The 17,561-nt window shown below is 70.2% G+C and carries 14 protein-coding genes; 11 read left to right on the plus strand and 3 right to left on the minus strand.

Annotation, left to right across the window (positions count from 1 at the left end; all coding sequences use genetic code 11):
• Window positions 1-44 precede the first annotated feature (44 nt).
• Window positions 45-1,376 (plus strand): transposase, encoded by a 1,332-nt coding sequence (locus BJ970_RS02405; RefSeq protein ID WP_184723093.1) that lies wholly within the window; start codon window positions 45-47, stop codon window positions 1,374-1,376.
• A 378-nt stretch (window positions 1,377-1,754) separates the two neighbouring features.
• Here the strand turns inward: BJ970_RS02405 and dnaJ are convergent, their stop codons facing one another.
• Window positions 1,755-2,927, minus strand: coding sequence for a molecular chaperone DnaJ (dnaJ, locus tag BJ970_RS02410; protein WP_184723096.1), 1,173 nt, complete (start codon window positions 2,925-2,927; stop codon window positions 1,755-1,757).
• Between the two features lie 60 nt (window positions 2,928-2,987).
• Window positions 2,988-4,010: a heat-inducible transcriptional repressor HrcA gene (hrcA, locus tag BJ970_RS02415; RefSeq protein WP_312864069.1), complete on the minus strand. Its 1,023-nt coding sequence runs from the start codon at window positions 4,008-4,010 to the stop codon at window positions 2,988-2,990.
• Window positions 4,011-4,144: 134 nt separating this feature from the next.
• Here hrcA and BJ970_RS02420 point away from each other — a divergent pair, with 134 nt between their 5' ends.
• Window positions 4,145-4,474 carry a type II toxin-antitoxin system VapB family antitoxin gene (locus BJ970_RS02420; RefSeq protein WP_184723102.1) on the plus strand — a complete coding sequence of 110 codons (330 nt, stop codon included), beginning with the start codon at window positions 4,145-4,147 and terminating at the stop codon, window positions 4,472-4,474.
• Between the two features lie 26 nt (window positions 4,475-4,500).
• On the opposite strand, the gene hemW is transcribed toward BJ970_RS02420, so the two are convergent.
• Complete coding sequence (hemW, locus tag BJ970_RS02425; RefSeq protein WP_184723105.1) at window positions 4,501-5,730, minus strand: radical SAM family heme chaperone HemW; 1,230 nt, start codon at window positions 5,728-5,730, stop codon at window positions 4,501-4,503.
• A gap of 66 nt (window positions 5,731-5,796) precedes the next feature.
• On the opposite strand from hemW, the gene BJ970_RS39350 reads away from it, so the two are divergent.
• The 9 genes from BJ970_RS39350 (at window position 5,797) to BJ970_RS02465 (ending at window position 17,556) form a co-directional block, all read left to right on the plus strand.
• Window positions 5,797-5,889 (plus strand): putative leader peptide, encoded by a 93-nt coding sequence (locus tag BJ970_RS39350; protein ID WP_312864070.1) that lies wholly within the window; start codon window positions 5,797-5,799, stop codon window positions 5,887-5,889.
• A gap of 112 nt (window positions 5,890-6,001) precedes the next feature.
• Entirely contained in the window at window positions 6,002-7,699 is a 1,698-nt protein-coding gene (locus BJ970_RS02430; RefSeq protein ID WP_184723108.1) for a nitrite/sulfite reductase, read from the plus strand.
• A complete protein-coding gene (locus tag BJ970_RS02435) occupies window positions 7,696-7,863 on the plus strand; it encodes a hypothetical protein (protein WP_184723111.1) in 168 nt (55 codons plus the stop codon). Before BJ970_RS02430 ends, BJ970_RS02435 begins: the two co-directional genes overlap by 4 nt.
• Window positions 7,860-8,585, plus strand: a complete 726-nt coding sequence (locus BJ970_RS02440; RefSeq protein WP_184723114.1) for a phosphoadenylyl-sulfate reductase — start codon at window positions 7,860-7,862, stop codon at window positions 8,583-8,585. Before BJ970_RS02435 ends, BJ970_RS02440 begins: the two co-directional genes overlap by 4 nt.
• A gap of 86 nt (window positions 8,586-8,671) precedes the next feature.
• Complete coding sequence (gene cysD, locus BJ970_RS02445) at window positions 8,672-9,607, plus strand: sulfate adenylyltransferase subunit CysD (RefSeq protein WP_184723117.1); 936 nt, start codon at window positions 8,672-8,674, stop codon at window positions 9,605-9,607.
• A 226-nt stretch (window positions 9,608-9,833) separates the two neighbouring features.
• Entirely contained in the window at window positions 9,834-11,177 is a 1,344-nt protein-coding gene (locus tag BJ970_RS02450; RefSeq protein WP_246470651.1) for a sulfate adenylyltransferase subunit 1, read from the plus strand.
• Between the two features lie 7 nt (window positions 11,178-11,184).
• A complete protein-coding gene (locus tag BJ970_RS02455; RefSeq protein WP_184723120.1) occupies window positions 11,185-11,949 on the plus strand; it encodes a sirohydrochlorin chelatase in 765 nt (254 codons plus the stop codon).
• Between the two features lie 217 nt (window positions 11,950-12,166).
• A complete protein-coding gene (locus BJ970_RS02460; RefSeq protein ID WP_184723123.1) occupies window positions 12,167-12,403 on the plus strand; it encodes a hypothetical protein in 237 nt (78 codons plus the stop codon).
• 224 nt (window positions 12,404-12,627) lie between these two features.
• On the plus strand, window positions 12,628-17,556 hold the full coding sequence (locus BJ970_RS02465; RefSeq protein ID WP_184723126.1) for a type VII secretion system-associated protein: 4,929 nt from the start codon (window positions 12,628-12,630) through the stop codon (window positions 17,554-17,556).
• Window positions 17,557-17,561: the final 5 nt, after the last annotated feature.

A 17,561-nucleotide genomic window follows, 5' to 3' on the forward strand; every position in this document is an offset into this window, starting at 1 on the left:
GTGAGTGTTCGGGTTCTGGATCAGTTGCTATCGAGGAGGATGCTGTGCCTCATGTCAGGGCGCTTACGCGCGGTGATCGTCGTCGGAACGAGCGGCTGACCCGGTTGCGATCGATCGTGCGCCGCGAGTTCGCGGTGGTCGCAGTCGATCTGGCCTCGGCCAAACAGGCGGCGGTGGTCGCCGATCACGATTCGCGGGTGCTGGGCCGACGCATGTTCAGCGGGGATGCGTGGGTGATCGATGACATCCTGGACTGGGCCGGGCCGGTCGCCGCCAAGGCGGGGTTCGCCGGTGTGGTGCTGGGGTGCGAGCCGACCGGGCATCGCTGGAAGCCGCTGCTGGACCGGGCCCGCGCTCGCGGAGTTGAGCTGGTGTGTGTGAACCCGATGCTGGTGCACCGTGGCCGGGAGGAAGAGGACTTCACCCGCGACCGGTCGGACTTCAAAGACGCCACGATCATCGCCAAACGCGTCACGGAACTGCGCTGCTACGTGCCCTATGTGCTGGAGGGGCACTGGTGTCGCCTGCGGCATCTGGGGGCTCGCCGTGCCGATCAGCTTGTTGCCGCGGGGTCGGCCCGGCAGCGTTTGCGTGATCTGCTGGAGTGTGCCTGGCCTGCGGTGCTGTCCACCGCGAGCAAGCCTTTGGACACGCTGACCTGGCGGGTGGCCATGGCGGTGTCCACCGACCCGGCCCGGATCATGGCGATGGGCTTTGATGCCTTTGCCGCGGCAGTGCGTGACGAACTTCCCCGCTGGGGTGGCAGCCGCCGCAATCTGCGCATTCTGCGCGCGATCTTCGACGCCGCTCGCACACCTGGCGGGGTTGCTACCGAGCAAGCCGCGGCCTGCGAACGAGCGGCCTACGCACTCGACGACTGGCACCATGCCCTGGGGCAGCTCGCCGACGTTGAGGCCCGCATGATCGAGGTCCTCGACACCCTGGAACTGTCCACGTTGGTCACCACCATCACGGGGTTGTCGGTCGTCGGGGCCGCCGCCATCCTCGCCGAGACCGGCGACCCAGCGCGCTTCGACTGTGCCCGAACCTGGGTCAAGCATGCGGGGTTGTGCCCACGTGCCAACGAATCCGGGAACTTTCACGGCATCACCACGGTCTCCCGCCGCGGCCGCCCCGGACTGCGCACCGCCGCTTGGCGGGCCATCTGGGGCGCACTGACCCACAACCCGGTCTACACCGCCCGCTATACGCACCTGACCACCCGTGAAACCAACCCGCTGCGCCCGGGACAAGCCCGCACGGCCCTCGCAGCGGCACTGCTGCGACAGCTGTTCGTGGTCGTCACCCGCCGGGTGGCCTGGGATCCGGCGGTTGCCGCCGGCACTACGAAGGAGGTGGCGCCGCAGGCCGCATAGCGCGACACTGGCCATGGGCGGGGCGAACCCGACTCCTCCTTGGGCAGAACCCGGAACTGAGCAGGGGCGCCCCGCCCACCCTCCACCCAAGCTCGGATGAGGGCTGTTGGGACAAACCCGGTTGTTCGCTAGGTCGAGCACGGAGAGTGGGCGCAGGCACCCGCCACCCCGGCCAGTCACGCCACCCACCACATCACCACCCACCATGATCAACCCCGCACACCCGCGGGGACACTGCCGCACGCCCAAAACCGGAAACATCACCAATTGACTTCGCCCTCATAGGCTGCTCAGTTCTTGTCTTCGAAGCGGCAGAGCCGCTTGGCCCACATGCGCAGCGCGGCCGGTGACCACCCGCGCACCACGAGTTCACCTGCTTCAGCGGTGACCGAAGGACCGGAAACGGGAGAACAGCCCGTGCCGGTTGCCGTTGCCGTTGGCTGTCACCGTGGGCTCCGGCTGCTCCTCGCCGCGCAACGAGGCGAGCTGCCGCAGCAAGTCCGACTGCGTTTCGTCGAGCCGGGTCGGCACCACGACATCGAGGTGCACATGCAGGTCGCCGTGTCCGCTGACCCTGCCGTTGGACCGCAGCTTGGGCAGGCCCCGACCGGCGAGCACGTGCTCGGTGCCGGGCTGGGTGCCCGGCTCGACGGCGAGCTCTTCCCGTCCACCGTCGAGGGTCTCCAGGACGAGCACGGTGCCCAGCGCGGCGGCCGTCATCGGCAGTTCGAGGGTGCAGTGCAGGTCCGCGCCGTCGCGGGTGAACCGCTCGTGCGGCAGCTCCTCGACCTCGACGAACAGGTCACCAGCCGGTCCTCCGCCGGGCCCGACCTCACCCTCGCCGGCCAGCCGCACCCGCATCCCGTCGCCGACCCCGGCCGGGATCTTGACGGTGATGGTGCGCCGCGCGCGGACCCGGCCGTCGCCGCCGCACTGCTGGCACGGATCGGTGATGACCTCGCCGAATCCGCGGCAGACCGGGCACGGCCGGGACGTCATGACCTGCCCCAGGAACGACCGCTGCACGGACTGCACCTCGCCGCGACCACCGCAGGTGTCGCAGGTCGACGGGGCGCTGCCGGCCCGCGAACCGCCGCCGTCGCAGGAGTCGCAGAGCACCGCCGTGTCTACGGTGATGTCCCGGTTGACGCCGCTGGCGCACTCCTCAAGGGTCAGCTCCAGCCGCAACAGCGCGTCCGAACCCGGCTGGACCCGGCTGCGCGGGCCGCGGCCGCCGCCGGCTCCCCCGCCGCCGAAGAAGGCGTCCATGATGTCGCCCAGCCCGCCGAAACCGGCGAAGGGGTCGCCCATGCCGCCACCGGCGCCGCCGCCGTTGGACAGCGGATCGCCGCCCAGGTCGACGACCTGCCGTTTCTTCGGGTCCGAAAGCACCTCGTAGGCGGTCGTCACCTCACGGAACCGCTCCTGCGCGGCCTCATCAGGGTTGACGTCCGGGTGCAGTTCACGTGCGAGCTTGCGGTACGCCCGCTTGATCTGCTCGGGTGTCGCGTCGCTGGCCACCCCGAGGGTCGCGTAGTAGTCCCTGGCCACCTTCTCCGTACTTCCTCTGCTCGATCAACGAGTACACGCCGGTCGCGCGCCGGTGAACCGTCACCGACCGACCAAGATCTCACCAACGTATGCGGCGACGGCTCGGACCGCCGCCATGGTGCCCGGGTAGTCCATCCGGGTAGGTCCGACCACGCCCAGGCCGCCCAGCACCATCCCATCCGAACCGTATCCGGTGGAAATCACCGAGGTCGTCTGCATCTCCTTGGCCTCGTTCTCCATCCCGATGCTGACCCGCACGGTGCCCGAGTCGCGGGCCGCGGCAAGCAGCTTGAGCACCACGACCTGCTCTTCGAGCGCCTCCAAGACCTGGCGCAGCGAGTTGGGGAAGTCCGCGACGTTGCGGGTCAGGTTGGGGGTGCCGCCGAGCACCATCCGCTCCTCCGGATGCTCCACCAAAGACTCGATGAGCACACTGCACACCCGGACCAGCGCGTCGCGCAGCTCGGACGGCGCCTGCTCGGGGAGCTCGGCCACCGCGGCTGAGGCGTCGGCGAGCCGCTTCTCGGTCATCGACGCGTTGAGCACGTTGCGCAGCCGGGCGACGTCCTCGTCGGTGATCACGTCGCCGAGGTCGACCATCCGCTGGTCGACGCGACCGGTGTTGGTGATCAGCACCAACATCAGCCGGGCCGGGGTGATGGTGACCACCTCGACGTGCCGGACGGTCGACCGGGTCAGCGTGGGGTACTGAACCACGGCCACCTGCTGGGTCAGCTGGGCCAGCAGCCGCACGCTGCGGCGCATCACGTCGTCGAGGTCCATCGCCCCTTCAAGGAACTTGTGGATCGCGCGACGCTCGGCCTCGGTCAGCGGCTTGACCTCGTGCAACCGGTCCACGAACAACCGGTAGCCCTTGTCGGTGGGCACCCGCCCGGCGCTGGTGTGCGGCTGGACGATGAACCCGTCCTCCTCCAGCGCCGCCATGTCGTTGCGGACCGTGGCGCTGGACACCCCGAGGTTGTGGCGGTCGACGAGCGATTTCGACCCCACCGGCTCCTTGGTCGACACGTAGTCGGCCACGATAGCCCGCAGGACCTCGAAGCGGCGTTCATCCGCACTCACCCGCCCCACCTCCTTCGCGCCCCAGCAGCACTTGCGGTACCACCATCGAGCTTACGGTGTTCATACGCCGGAGCCGAGAGCCGCACGTGGGGCAGGCACCGGATTGCGCCGTTCGCCGGGAGGTGGCAGCTGCCGTGATCTTCAAGGATGTCCGGGAGGGACAACCGTATCCCGACCACCGGCTGTCGCTGCGGGACTGGGCCAAGATCCCGCCGCGCCCGGTGCGGATGGAAGAGTTGGTCACCACCACCAAGGTGCTGCACCTCGACCGGCTGCTGAGCCCGGACTCGACGTTCTTCGGCGACCTGTTCCCGCACGTGGTCCGCTGGCGCGGCGAGCTCTACCTGGAAGACGGCCTGCACCGGGCCCTGCGCTCCGCTCTGCACCAGCGCACGGTGCTGCACGCGCGAGTCCTCGACCTGGACGCCTCCCGTGGCGGTTTCAAGGAATATCAGCGCCTCTGAAGCGCCATCCAATTCGTTGACCCGCTTCAGCCGATCAGCCGTTGGATGGCTCCGTCCGCCAGGAGGCGTCCTCGATTCGTTAGGACACAGCGGCCCGCCGCCAGGGCGTCGCGCCGGAGCAGACCGTCTGCCACCAGCTGCTTCGCCGCCAGGCGGGCCGGCTCGTCGAGTATCTCCACGGGAAAGCCCGTGGCCAGGCGGAGTTCGAGCATGATCCGCTCGATGCGCTGGTCCTCGGCGCTGAGAAGTTCCCGCCCCACAGCAGGCGAGTTGCCCTCGGCCAGCATGGCCGCGTAGCGGGCCGGGTGCTTGACGTTCCACCAGCGGACACCGCCGACGTGGCTGTGCGCGCCCGGCCCGGCGCCCCACCAGTCGCCGCCCTGCCAGTAGCCGAGATTGTGACGGCAGCGGGCTTCGTCGTCGCGAGCCCAGTTGGACACCTCGTACCAGCCCAGACCCGCCTCGCCGAGCACTCCGTCGATCAGTTCGTAGCGATCGGCGAGCACGTCGTCGTCGGGCATCGGCAGCTCGCCCCGGCGGACCTTGCGCGCCATCGCGGTGCCGTCCTCGACGATCAGCGCATACGCCGAGACGTGATCGACCCCGGTGGACAGCACCGCGTCCAGCGAGGCCCGCAGGTCCTCGTCGGTCTCCCCCGGTGTGCCGTAGATCAGATCCAGGTTGACGTGCTCGAAGCCGGCCGTGCGCGCCTCGCCGACGGCCGCCACCGCGCGGCCCGGGGTGTGCCGCCGCTCCAGCACCCGCAGTACGTGTTCGGCGGCCGACTGCATGCCCAGCGAAACCCGGTTGAACCCGGCTTCGCGGATCCCGGCGAAGAACTCCGGCGAGGTCGACTCCGGGTTGGACTCGGTGGTGATTTCCGCCGCATCGCCGAGCCCGAAGGACTCCCGGATCGCCGCCAGGACCTCGCCCAGCCGCCGGGCGCCGAGCAGCGATGGCGTGCCGCCGCCGACGAACACCGTCTCGGCGGCCGGCACCGGCCGCTCGCCCGCCGCCAGCACCCGCGCCCCCAGGTCCAGCTCCGCCCGCAGACCATCCAGCCAACTGCCGAAACTCGCAGCTGAGCCCAGCTCGTCGGCGGTGTAGGTGTTGAAGTCGCAGTAGCCGCAGCGGGTGGCGCAGAACGGCACGTGGACGTACACCCCGAACGGCCGCGAACCCAGCCCGGTCAGGGCCTCGGCCGGTAGCGTTCCGTCGGCCGGGGCGGGTTCCCCGGCGGGCAGTAGAGCAGGCACTCGACCACTGTCTCACCATTCGGATGGGGTTGGACCGGCCGGTGAGCGCGTGGCACGCTGCTTCGCATGGGTGCGACCTTGCCGAGGCTCCTGCTGGTCACCCGCCGCTATGTGGACCTGCGGCGAGTGTCCAGCGCGCTGTGCCGCGCCAAGGATTGAATCCCGCCGCCGCGTTCTATCCAGTCGGCGTCGGGGGCGCCGAGCAGTGAGAACCGTCACCGGCGACGGGATTCCACGCGGCGCTGCCGCGCCCGAATCCCGGAGGTCGGACATGGTCCCCCCGACGGAAGCCCCTGCTCGTCCCGCCCGCAAACGCAAGACGCGCGGCGAGGGCCAGTGGGCGCTCGGCTACCGTGAGCCGCTCAACGCCAACGAGCGCTCCAAGAAGGACGACAATCCGCTGAACGTTCGGCAGCGCATCGAGACGATCTACGCCCACCGCGGCTTCGACTCGATCGACCCGGCCGACCTGCGGGGTCGTTTCCGGTGGTGGGGCTTGTACACCCAGCGCGCCCCGGGCATCCCCGGCGCGCGCACCGGCACGATCGAGCCCGAAGCGCTCGATGACCGCTACTTCATGCTGCGGGTCCGCATCGACGGCGGTGCGCTGACCACCGAGCAGCTGCGCACCGTCGGTGAGATCTCGCAGACCTACGCGCGCGACACCGCCGACATCACCGACCGGCAGAACATCCAGCTGCACTGGGTGCGGGTCGAGGACATGCCGACGATCTGGCAGAAGCTGGAGGCCGTCGGGCTGTCCACCACCGAGGCCTGCGGCGACTGCCCCCGCGTGGTGCTGGGTTCGCCGGTGGCCGGCATCGCGGCCGACGAGATCGTCGACGCCACCCCGGCGATCAAGGAGATTTCCGAGCGGTTCATCGGCGACCGGTCGCTGTCCAACCTGCCGCGCAAGTTCAAGACCGCGATCTCCGGTTCGCCGCGCTGGGACACGGTGCCCGAGATCAACGACGTCTCGCTGGTCGGCGTCGTGCACCCGGAGCACGGGCCCGGCTTCGACCTGTGGGTCGGCGGCGGCCTGTCGACGAACCCGAAGCTGGCGGTGCGGCTGGGCGCCTGGGTGCCGCTCGACGAGGTCGCCGAGGTGTGGCACGGCGTGGTGCAGATCTTCCGCGACTACGGCTACCGGCGGTTGCGGCACCGCGCCCGGATCAAGTTCCTGGTCGCCGACTGGGGCGCGGAGAAGTTCCGCCAGGTGCTGGAGGACGAATACCTGGGCCGCAAGCTGCTCGATGGCCCCGCGCCGGAAACACCGGCCGGCCACCGCGACCACATCGGGGTGCACCCGCAGGCCGACGGCAATTTCTACGTCGGCGCGAAGTCCGCGGCCGGCCGGGTCAGTGGTTCCACGCTGATGGCGGTCGCCAAGGCCGCCGAGCGGGTCGGTTCCGGCCGCATCCGCACCACCGTCGAGCAGAACCTGCTGGTCCTCGACGTCCCGAAGTCCGAAGTGGACGGTCTGGTCGCGGAACTGGCCAACCTGGGCCTGCGGTCCGACCCGTCGCCGTGGCGGCGCAACGTGATGGCCTGCACCGGTATCGAGTTCTGCAAGCTGGCCATCGTGGAGACCAAGCAGCGGGCGATCGCGCTGGTCAATGACCTGGAAGAGCGACTGGCCGACATCCAGGGCGATGTCACCGACCCGGTGACGATCAACCTCAACGGCTGCCCGAACGCCTGCGCCCGCACGCAGGTCGCCGACATCGGCCTGAAGGGTCAGATGGTCCCGGACGCCAACGGCGAACAGGTCGAGGGCTTCCAGGTGCACCTGGGCGGCGGACTCGGCCAGGACGCCGGCTTCGGCCGCAAGATCCGCGGCCACAAGGTCACCTCCGCCGAGCTCGGGGATTACGTGGAGCGCTTGGTGCGCCGCTACCTGGACCAGCGCGCCGCCGGCGAGCGCTTCGCGCAGTGGGTCGCCCGGGCCGAGGAAGACGACCTCAAGTGAGCCAACCGGAAGGCCGGGCGGTGCCGTTCTACTGCCCCTACTGCGGGGACGAGGAACTCACCCCCGAGACCGAGCCGTCCGGGGCGTGGCGGTGCGGGTCGTGTCTTCGGGTCTTCACCGTGCGACTGGTCGGGCTGGCCCTCGGAGGAAACGGAGAACCATGACTGCCGACACCACCACGAACATCGGCTCCCGGCGCGGCGACGACGAGCTGCGCGCATTGGTCGAGCAGGCCGCGGCGCGGTTGGCCGAGGCCAGTGCCGAGGAAGCCCTGCGCTGGGCCGTCGACACCTTCGGCGACGGGCTGATCGTCGCGTCGAACATGCAGGACGCGGTGCTGGTCGACCTGGCGGCCAAGGCCAAGCCGGGCGTGGAGATCCTGTTCCTGGAGACCGGCTACCACTTCGCCGAGACCATCGGCACCCGCGACGCCGTCGCGCAGGTCTACGACGTCAACATCGTCAACGCCATCCCCGCGCAGACCGTCGCCGAGCAGGACGCCAGCGAGGGCCCGCGGCTGTTCGAGCGGGATCCGAACCGCTGCTGCTTCCTGCGCAAGGTGGTGCCACTGCGCAACACCCTGGCCCGCTACGAGGCGTGGGTAACCGGAGTGCGCCGGGTGGAGGCGCCGACGCGCGCCAACACGCCGATCGTGACCTGGGACGAGCGCAACAACCTGGTCAAGATCAATCCGCTGGCCGCCTGGTCCGACGACGACATGCAGCACTACATCGACGAGCACGGCGTGCTGGTCAACCCGCTGGTGCAGGCCGGTTACCCGTCGATCGGGTGCCAGCCCTGCACCGCCAAACCCGCGCCCGGCGCCGACCCGCGCAGCGGGCGCTGGGCGGGCAGCGCCAAGACCGAGTGCGGACTGCACGGCTGAGGAACTTCGGAGGACTGCGTGAGCCACAACTCTCTTGCTCAGGCAGACCGACCGGGTGCGGTTACCCCGCAAGATACGGAGGAGACATGACCACAGTCGAGTTGCCGAACGATCTGGCCGACGCGCCGCCGCAGGTGGACAACCTGGACGCGCTGGAGTCCGAGGCGATCCACATCTTCCGCGAGGTGGCCGGGGAATTCGACCGGCCGGTGATCCTGTTCTCCGGCGGCAAGGACTCCACGGTGCTGGTGCACTTGGCGCTGAAGGCGTTCTGGCCGGCGCCGGTGCCGTTCCCGCTGCTGCACGTCGACACCGGGCACAACTTTTCGGAGGTGCTGGCCTTCCGCGACGAACTGGTGGAGCGGCACGACCTGCGGCTGGTGGTCGCGTCGGTGCAGGACTACATCGACGACGGCCGGCTGCGGGAACGCCCCGACGGCACGCGCAACCCGCTGCAGACCACGCCGCTGCTGGACGGCATCAGCGAGAACCGGTTCGACGCGGTCTTCGGCGGCGGCCGGCGAGATGAGGAGCGGGCTCGCGCCAAGGAACGGATCTTCAGCCTGCGCAACGCCTTCGGGCAGTGGGACCCGCGCCGCCAGCGGCCCGAGTTGTGGAACCTGTACAACGGCAAGCACCGGCCCGGCGAGCACGTCCGGGTGTTCCCGCTGTCGAACTGGACCGAGCTGGACGTCTGGCGCTACATCCAGCGGGAGAAGATCGAGCTGCCGGAGCTCTACTACGCGCACCGCCGCGAGGTGTACCAGCGCGACGGCATGTGGCTGACCGCTGGGCCCTGGGGCGGTCCGCGCGAGGGCGAGGTGCCGGCGACCAAGACCGTGCGCTACCGCACCGTGGGCGACGGTTCCTGCACCGGCGCGGTGGAATCCGAGGCGTACACAGTGGACGATGTGATCGCCGAGGTCGCCGCCAGCCGGCTTACCGAGCGCGGCGCGACGCGCGCCGACGACCGCCTCTCCGAAGCCGCCATGGAAGACCGCAAGCGCGAGGGCTACTTCTGAGAAGACTGATTCATGGACTCTTTCTGCGTAGCGGTGCGGGTAGCGGCCTCTCTGCGGGAGTTACCGTCGCCGCCTCGACTGCGGGATGCCCGACTCATGAATGCCATCACAAACAAAAGATCAAAACGGGGGCAACGGCAGTCCGCCCGGTGAGCGCACCAACTGCCTGGGTCTGCGCTCCCGCCCCACACTTCCGAAGCCGAACCACCAGGAATGGGTTCCCGAAATGACCGAGACGACCACCCGCACCGCGCCGGACAGCGGCACCGAGGTGACCCTGCCGGTGCACACCGACCTGTTGCGGTTGGCCACCGCCGGGTCCGTCGACGACGGCAAGAGCACTTTGGTCGGGCGGCTGCTGCACGACACCAAGTCGGTGCTGGCCGACCAGCTCGACGCCGTGCGGCGGGCCAGCGCGGACCGCGGTCTGGCGACCCCGGACCTGTCGCTGCTGGTGGACGGCCTGCGCGCGGAGCGCGAGCAGGGCATCACCATCGATGTGGCCTACCGGTACTTCGCCACGCCCAAACGCACCTTCGTGCTCGCCGACACTCCCGGTCACGTGCAGTACACCCGGAACACGGTCACCGGCGCCTCGACCGCCCAGCTGGCGGTGCTGCTGGTGGACGCGCGCAAGGGGGTCATCGAGCAGACCCGGCGGCACGCCGCCGTGCTGGCGCTGCTGGGCGTGCCCCAGCTGGTGCTGGCCATCAACAAGATCGACATGGTCGGATTCGACGAGGCGGTGTTCACCCGCATCGCCGCCGAATTCACCGCGCACGCCCGGGCCCTGGGTTACCGCGACGACGCCGTGACGACCATCCCGGTGTCCGCGCTGCTCGGCGACAACGTGGTCGAGCGCTCCGCGAACACGCCCTGGTACAGCGGGCCTTCGCTGCTGGAGCACCTGGAAAGCGTGCCGGTGGCACCGGACCCGCACGATGCGCCGTTCCGGATGCCGGTGCAGTACGTGATCCGGCCGCGCACCGTGGAGTACCCGGACTACCGCGGCTACGCGGGCCAGGTCGCCGCCGGGGTCGTCGCCGAGGGCGACGAGGTCGTCGTGCTGCCCGCCGGGGTGCGCACCCGGGTGTCCAAGGTGGACACTCCGGACGGTTCGAAACCGCGCGCCGCCGCCGGGCACTCCGTCACGCTGCTGCTGGCCGACGACGTGGACGTCTCGCGCGGCGACCTGATCGCCGCCGCGGACGCGCCGCCGCAGTTGACCGACGAGCTCGACGCCACGGTTTGCTGGCTGGCCGAGAAGCCGCTGACCCCGGCTGCCAAGGTGCTGGTCAAGCACGGCACCCGCACCGTGCCGGCAATCGTAACGGACCTGTCGGCCCGCTTCGACGAGCAGCAGCTGTCGAGTGTGGAGAGACCGGATTCGTTACAGCTCAACGAAATCGGCCGGGTGCAACTGCGCACCGCGGAGCCGCTGCCCGTCGACGAATACGCCGCGAGCCGGCGCACCGGATCGTTCCTGGTGATCGACCCCGCCGACGGCACTACGCTGGCCGCCGGGCTGATCGGGGTGCCGTTGGCGCCGTTGGCCGCCGCGTCGGAGTGAGCCGACGATGACCGCCCCGCTGGTGGCTGTCGCGCATGGCAGCCGGGACCCGCGCTCGGCCGCGACGATCCATGCCCTGCTGGACGTGGTCCGGTCGATGCGCCCGGATCTCGACGTGCGCGTGGCGTTCCTGGACCTGTCGGCACCGCGCGTCGGCGACGTGCTCAGCGCGGTGCACGGCGACGGGCATTCCGCCGCGGTGGTCGTTCCGCTGCTGCTCGGCCGGGCCTTCCACGCGCGCGTCGACGTGCCCGCGGCGGTGGCCGAGGCGGAGCGGCGGTATCCGCGATTCCGGGTGCACGTCGCCGACGTGCTGGGGCCGGACCCGCGACTGGACGAAGCGGCGTGGCGGCGGCTGGCCGAAGCCGGGGTGTCACCGGAAGACCGGCGACTGGGCGTCGTGCTGGCCGGTGCGGGATCGTCGCACGCCCCGGCGAACCGGCTCGTCGCCGCCGTTGCCGAGCGCTGGCAAGGGAAAACATCCTGGACTGGGGCCGTAGCGGCGTTCGCGGCGGCCGCCGAACCTGCCGTCCCGGCGGCGATCGAGGCCCTGCGCGCTCGCGGTGCCCGGCGTTTCGCGGTCGCTTCCTGGTTCCTGGCACCGGGCCTGCTGCCGGACCGGATCAGCGCGCAGGCCCGGCAGCATGCGGGTGGCCCGCTGATCGCGACACCGATGGCCGACGATGCGGGAGTCGCCGAACTGGTCCTGCGCCGCTATGCCGACGCGCTTGCGGCGGCGACCAGCCCGCTGCGACTGCCCACTGCGCTGTGACTTCCGTGACTTGACGAGGTCTTTCCCACGACTGAATCCACGCACGCACCGGGGCCCACGTGAGCAAAAGTCGACAACTTCACTGGTATGGACAACCTTCCGGGCATGATGTGCGCGTGTCGTCCACCTGGGTACGCGAAGACCGGCAGCGGCCGGAAACACCCCGACACGCCGGGGCGCTGCGGTCCTCGACTCGGCGGCGCACCGTGGCGGCCGGATGACCGACCGACCCCACCTCATCGCGCGGGTTCGTGCCGAGTTCGCGCGCAGCGAGCAGGAGAAGTCCTGCCACTTCTTCCCGCTGCCGGAGGAGAACTCGCTGCTGCCGTCGCGGCTGCGCGCCTACTGCGGCTTCGCCATCGTCCCAGGTCAGGCGGAAACGCTCGATGGCCCGGCCGGCATGCCGTGCGTGCATTGCTTGCTGGTCGCCGCGCTGACCGACAGCGACAAGTGAACAGGAACAACGGGCAAAGAACCTGCACCTAACGCTGGGTCGTTCTTTTGAACACTAAGCTTCACCCAATGTGGTCATGAGAGAGTTTGTTGTCAGCGTCTGGACGGGGAAGCGGCCGCTCCCTGTGCTCGTCCGTCCCCGTCAGGCCGCGCTATCGAGTGACCGCCGGTGTGTGGGGGCGATCAATGCAAGGCTGGACGAGGAGTCGGGGACAACAGCGCGAGATGAACACGCAGCAGCCGAGTCGGCCGGTCATCACACCGAGCATGCGAGAACAGGCCATGAAGCAGCCGAACACCTGGCTGTACGTGGTCGACCCGATCTTCACCGACCCGAACGCCGAGGTGCCGCCGTGGGGTTTCATCGGCGGCTACCGGGTTGACGAGCAGGGCGAGATCACCGACGACTTCTCCCCGAATCCGAACTACCGGCCGTCCCCGGTCGCGCTGCGGCTACCCGCGCCGACCAACGACGTCGAACGCGCCCTGCAACTCACCACCACCGGGTACGCGCAGGGACACGCGCTGTTGACCGCGATGCTGGACGCCGAGCTGATCCTGTTCGCGCAGCCGCAGGGCAACGGGCTGTTCACGGTGGTGCACGAATCGGGCCGTCGGCAGCTGCAGGTGTTCACCTCGGAAGCGTTCTTGCCGCCGAACTGGACGACCTGGCAGCGAATGACCGGTCGACAGCTGGCCGCGCACAACCTCACCGGCGTCGATGTGCAGGTCAACCCGACCAGCCCGGTCAAGGCCCGGCTCCCCGCCGAGGACCTGATCAAGGCGGCTGCCGCCGTGCCGCCGAAGGTGCCGGTGCACTCCCCGGCGAACGGCAACCCGGCGATCGCGCCGTCCGGCGCCGCCCCGAATCCGCCCGCGACGCAAGCGCCGAGGCCGGCGGAGCCGAGCGAGCAGCCTGCGCCGAAGCCGCCGGAAGATCCCGCCGAAACCGAGTTCGGCCGCCGGTTCCTCGGCTCGATGCTGGCCGGGGCGATCGGCGATGCGCTCGGCGCGCCGGTGGAGTTCTTCCCGGTGGACCAGATCCGCAGCCGGTTCGGCGCGATGGGCGTCACCGAGTACGACCGCACCGGCGAGCAACCGGGCGAGTTCACCGACGACACCCAGATGACGCTGTTCACCCTGGAAGGCCTCATCCGCGGGCACATCGTCGCCCGCACCGCCGGGGCCGACACCCCGCTTTCCGCGATCCAGCTGGCCTACCAGCGCTGGCTGCACACCCAGGGCTACGCGTGGATGCAGGCCGCCGGGCCGTTCACGATGAGCCACCCCCAGCCCGACGGCTGGCTGATCGAGCAGCGCGACCTGTTCGCCGTGCGCTCGCCGAACAGCAGCTGCATCGCCGCGCTGCGCGAGTTCGCCTCGGTCGGCGCGCCGGGCGCCTTCGACCGGCCGATCAACGACGCGCAGGACTGCGGCGGCGTGGTCCGGGCGGCGCCGGTCGCGCTCTGGTCCGACGACCCCAAGCAGGTCTTCGAGCTCGCGGCCGCCACCGCGGCCCTGACCTACTCGCAGCCCAACGGCTACCTGCCGGCGGGCGTGCTGGCGGTGGTGGTGCACCGATTGCTGCGCGAAGAGACGTTGGCAGACGCGGTGCGACAGGCTCGCGAACTGCTCGTGCAATACCGGGGGCATGAAGACACCGAGCACGCGTTGCAGGCTGCCGAAGAGCTTGCCCGGCAAGGGAAACCGAGCCCGGAGCAGATCACAGACGCATTGGGTGGCGGTTGGGCCGGGCACGAGGCGCTGGCCATCGCGGTGTGCGCGGCGTTGAGCACCGACACCATCGCCGCCGCGCTGATGGTGGCCGTGAACCATTCCGGCGACAGCGACTCCACTGCGGCGATCTGTGGCAACATCGTCGGCGCCCGCTACGGCGCCCCCTCGGTGCCGGGCGTCTGGCTACGGGATCTCAAGCAGCGAGAGATCGTCGAAGCCTTGACGAAGGACGCCTTGCTGGAGTTCAGCGCGACACCGCCGAACGGCGACGCGTGGGCCGCGCGTTACCCGGCCGCGAAGGACATGTCGGAGCTGGTGTTCACCTCCGCCCTGCCGCCGGCGGACGCGGCGCCGACTCCGCTCGCCGAGCCCGCCGACGCACCGGTCGAACCGATCGCGCCGGAGGCATCCGCGATTCCATTGGACATCGCGGTCCAGGCGGGCGCGGAGGTTCCCGCGAGCAGACCCCAGGAGAACCCCCCTGTCCCCGAGCCCGGGAGCGGGGCCCACGCAGCTCCAATGGAAACCGCGGTCCAGGCGGACACGACGCTCGCGGTCGCAGCCGAACCCGCGGGAGTCGATGCCGTCGATCTACGAGCGAACCGGGTCCTGGGCTTGCTGCTCGGCGGCGCCGCCGGTGACGCGCTCGGCTACCCGATCGAGGACGACTCGCTGGAGGACATCCGCCGCAAATACGGCGCGGACGGCCTGACCGATTTCGTCGACGCGCACCGGCCCGGGGGCTCGATCAGCGACGAGACCCAGATGACGCTGTTCACCCTGGACGGCCTCATCCGGGCCCACATCCGCCGTCGGCTCTTCGGCGAAAACGTGCCGACCACCCAGGTGCAGCACGCCTATCAGCGCTGGCTGCACACGCAGGGCTTCGACTGGAAGGACGCCGGTGGTCCGCTGGCCGCGTATCCGCCGGACGGCTGGCTGATCAAGCAGAAGGCCCTGTTCGCGCGCCGTACGCCCGGCGCCACCTGCATCCAGGCGCTGCATGGCTACGCCAACGGCAACGAGCAGGGCTCGTTCACCAACCGGCTCAACGACTCGAAGGGCAGCGGCGGGGTAGTGCGGGCCGCTCCCGCCGGGTTGTGGTCCACCGACTCCGCCGAGGCGTTCCAGGTCGGCGCGATGACCGCGGTGCTGACCCACGGCCACCCCAGCGGCTACCTGCCCGCCGGAGCGCTCGCGGTGATCATCCAGCAACTGCTGGATGGCCGGTCGCTGCCGGAGGCCGTGGACCGCGCCCTCACCGAACTGTCCAGATGGGACGGACATGAGGAGACCAGCGCCGCGCTGCGCAAGGCGATCGAGCTGGCCACCGCGGGCACCCCGACGCCGGAGCAGATCCACGGGCTGCTCGGCGAGGGCTGGTTCGCAGAGCAGGCCCTGGCGATCGCGGTGTGCGCGGCGCTGACCCACCCCGAGTCGTTCGCGGGCGCGGTGATCATGGCCGCCAACCATTCCGGAGACAGCGCCTCGACCGCGGCGATCTGCGGCAACATCATGGGCGCGGCGCACACCGCGGACGCGGTCCCGCTGATCTGGCTCGACAAGCTTGAACTGCGCGAGGTCATCGAGGGGCTCGCCGACGACGCGATCCGGGAGTTCGGCCTCAACCCGCCGACGGGCGCGGAGTGGCTGCAGCGCTACCCGGTCGGCGACGCCGAGCCCGCCGAGCAATCGCGGGAGGACGTCTTCGAATCGCCGGCCCCGCGGCACGGCATCGAGGCCGAAAGACCCGAGTATGCAGCGGCAACGCGGTTTTCGGAGCCCGAATCGGTCGTCATGGAGCCAGTGCTGGAAACCCCGGCCGCCGACGGCCCGGTCGAGTCCCCCGCCGCGAACGCCGCCGTCGAAGACCCAGTCACAGAAGACCCAGTCCCAGAAGACTCGCTCGCAGAAGACCCGGTCACAGCGGCCCCCGTCGCGGAAACCCACGCCCCGGAGGGCCCAATCTCAGAGACCCCAATCTCAGAGGGTCCAGTGTCAGAGGGCCCGGTCGGGGAGGCCGAATTCGAGGCAACCGCCGACCCGGTTTCTCCGGCCGTAGCGGCCTCCGTCGTCGCGCCGCCAGTCGCGTCGGCCGCGGCCGAAGCCGTCGACGATGCCGACGACGGCTTGTCGGACGAGGAACTCCGGTTGCTCGCCGCGTGGCGCAAGTTCCGCGACAATGACGGTAACCCCGCCGACCTCACGCAGGACCTGCACAAGCTGCTCGTCGAGGCATTCGGCGCCGAACGCGCGGCCCAGCTGATCGGTGAGGCCGCGGCCGAGCCGGAAGCCGAGGCCGAGCTCGCCGCCGAGACCCAGGTGCGGCTCAGCCGCCGCGAACGGCTCGAAGGCTGTGTGCTGGGCAGCGCCGTCGGCGATGCGCTCGGCGCGCCGTGGATGTTCACCGACCTGAGCACGATCCTGGACGCGAACCCGGAAGGCGTGCGGGAGCTGGCCGAGGCTTTCGGCCGTCGCGGCGCGGCCACCGCCTACACGCAGCAGGCAGCGTTCGTGCTCGACGCTCTGATCCGCGCGCGGATCCGCCCGACCCTGCGCGGTGTCAACGCGCACCGGCCCTCAATGGTGCGCTCGACGTTGCTGCACTGGATGCACACCCAGGGCGCGCAGGTGTCCAACCTGCCACTCGGCGAGCTCGCCGAGACCCTGCCGCTCGGAGTCCTCGCGGAGACCGAAGTCCTGCGTGCGCAGCGGTTCCCGGACGAGGCGACCCTGACCGCGTTGGCCCGCTTCGCCGACCGTCGCGAGACCCCGACGCCGGGCAACCCGCCCAACTCCGCGCGGACCGCGGCTGCCACGGTGCGTGGCGCGGTGGTGGGTTTCGCGGTCGCTGAGCCGCATGAGGCGATCTCGCTCGGTGCGGAGATCGCGGTGGTCACCCACGGTCATCCAGACGGGTACCTGCCCGCCGGCGCGCTGGCCGGGCTGGTGTGCGCACTGGGCAAGGGGCAGACCCTCGCCGAAGCCGTGCAATCGGTGCTGGCCGAATTGGCCCAGATGGAAGGTGCCGATACCACCGCGCAGGGCTTGCGCTCGGCGGTCGAGATCGCTAGCAACGGCCCTGCCTCGCCTGCCCTGTTCGACGAGCTGGGCCTGGGCTGGAATGCGCCGGAGGCGCTGGCCATCGCCGTCGCAGCGGCGCTTTCGCACCCGAACTCCTTCGCCGACGCGGTGGCGCTGGCCGCCACCCACGCCGGGAACACCGCAGCCACCGCGGCCATCTGCGGCAGCTTGCTCGGAACTGCCCGTGGTTTCGGGCAGATTCCGGAAACCTGGGTCGATGAACTGGAGCTGCGGGAAGTCCTGGCGCAACTGGCGACCGACGAGCATCGCGCCCAGACGGAGATCTCCACCGACGAGCCGCTGCCCGAATGGGCGCGGCGCTACCCCGGATAATCCGC

Origin of the sequence: Saccharopolyspora phatthalungensis (assembly GCF_014203395.1) — a bacterium.
In the GTDB taxonomy this organism is placed as follows: Bacteria; Actinomycetota; Actinomycetes; order Mycobacteriales; family Pseudonocardiaceae; genus Saccharopolyspora; species Saccharopolyspora phatthalungensis.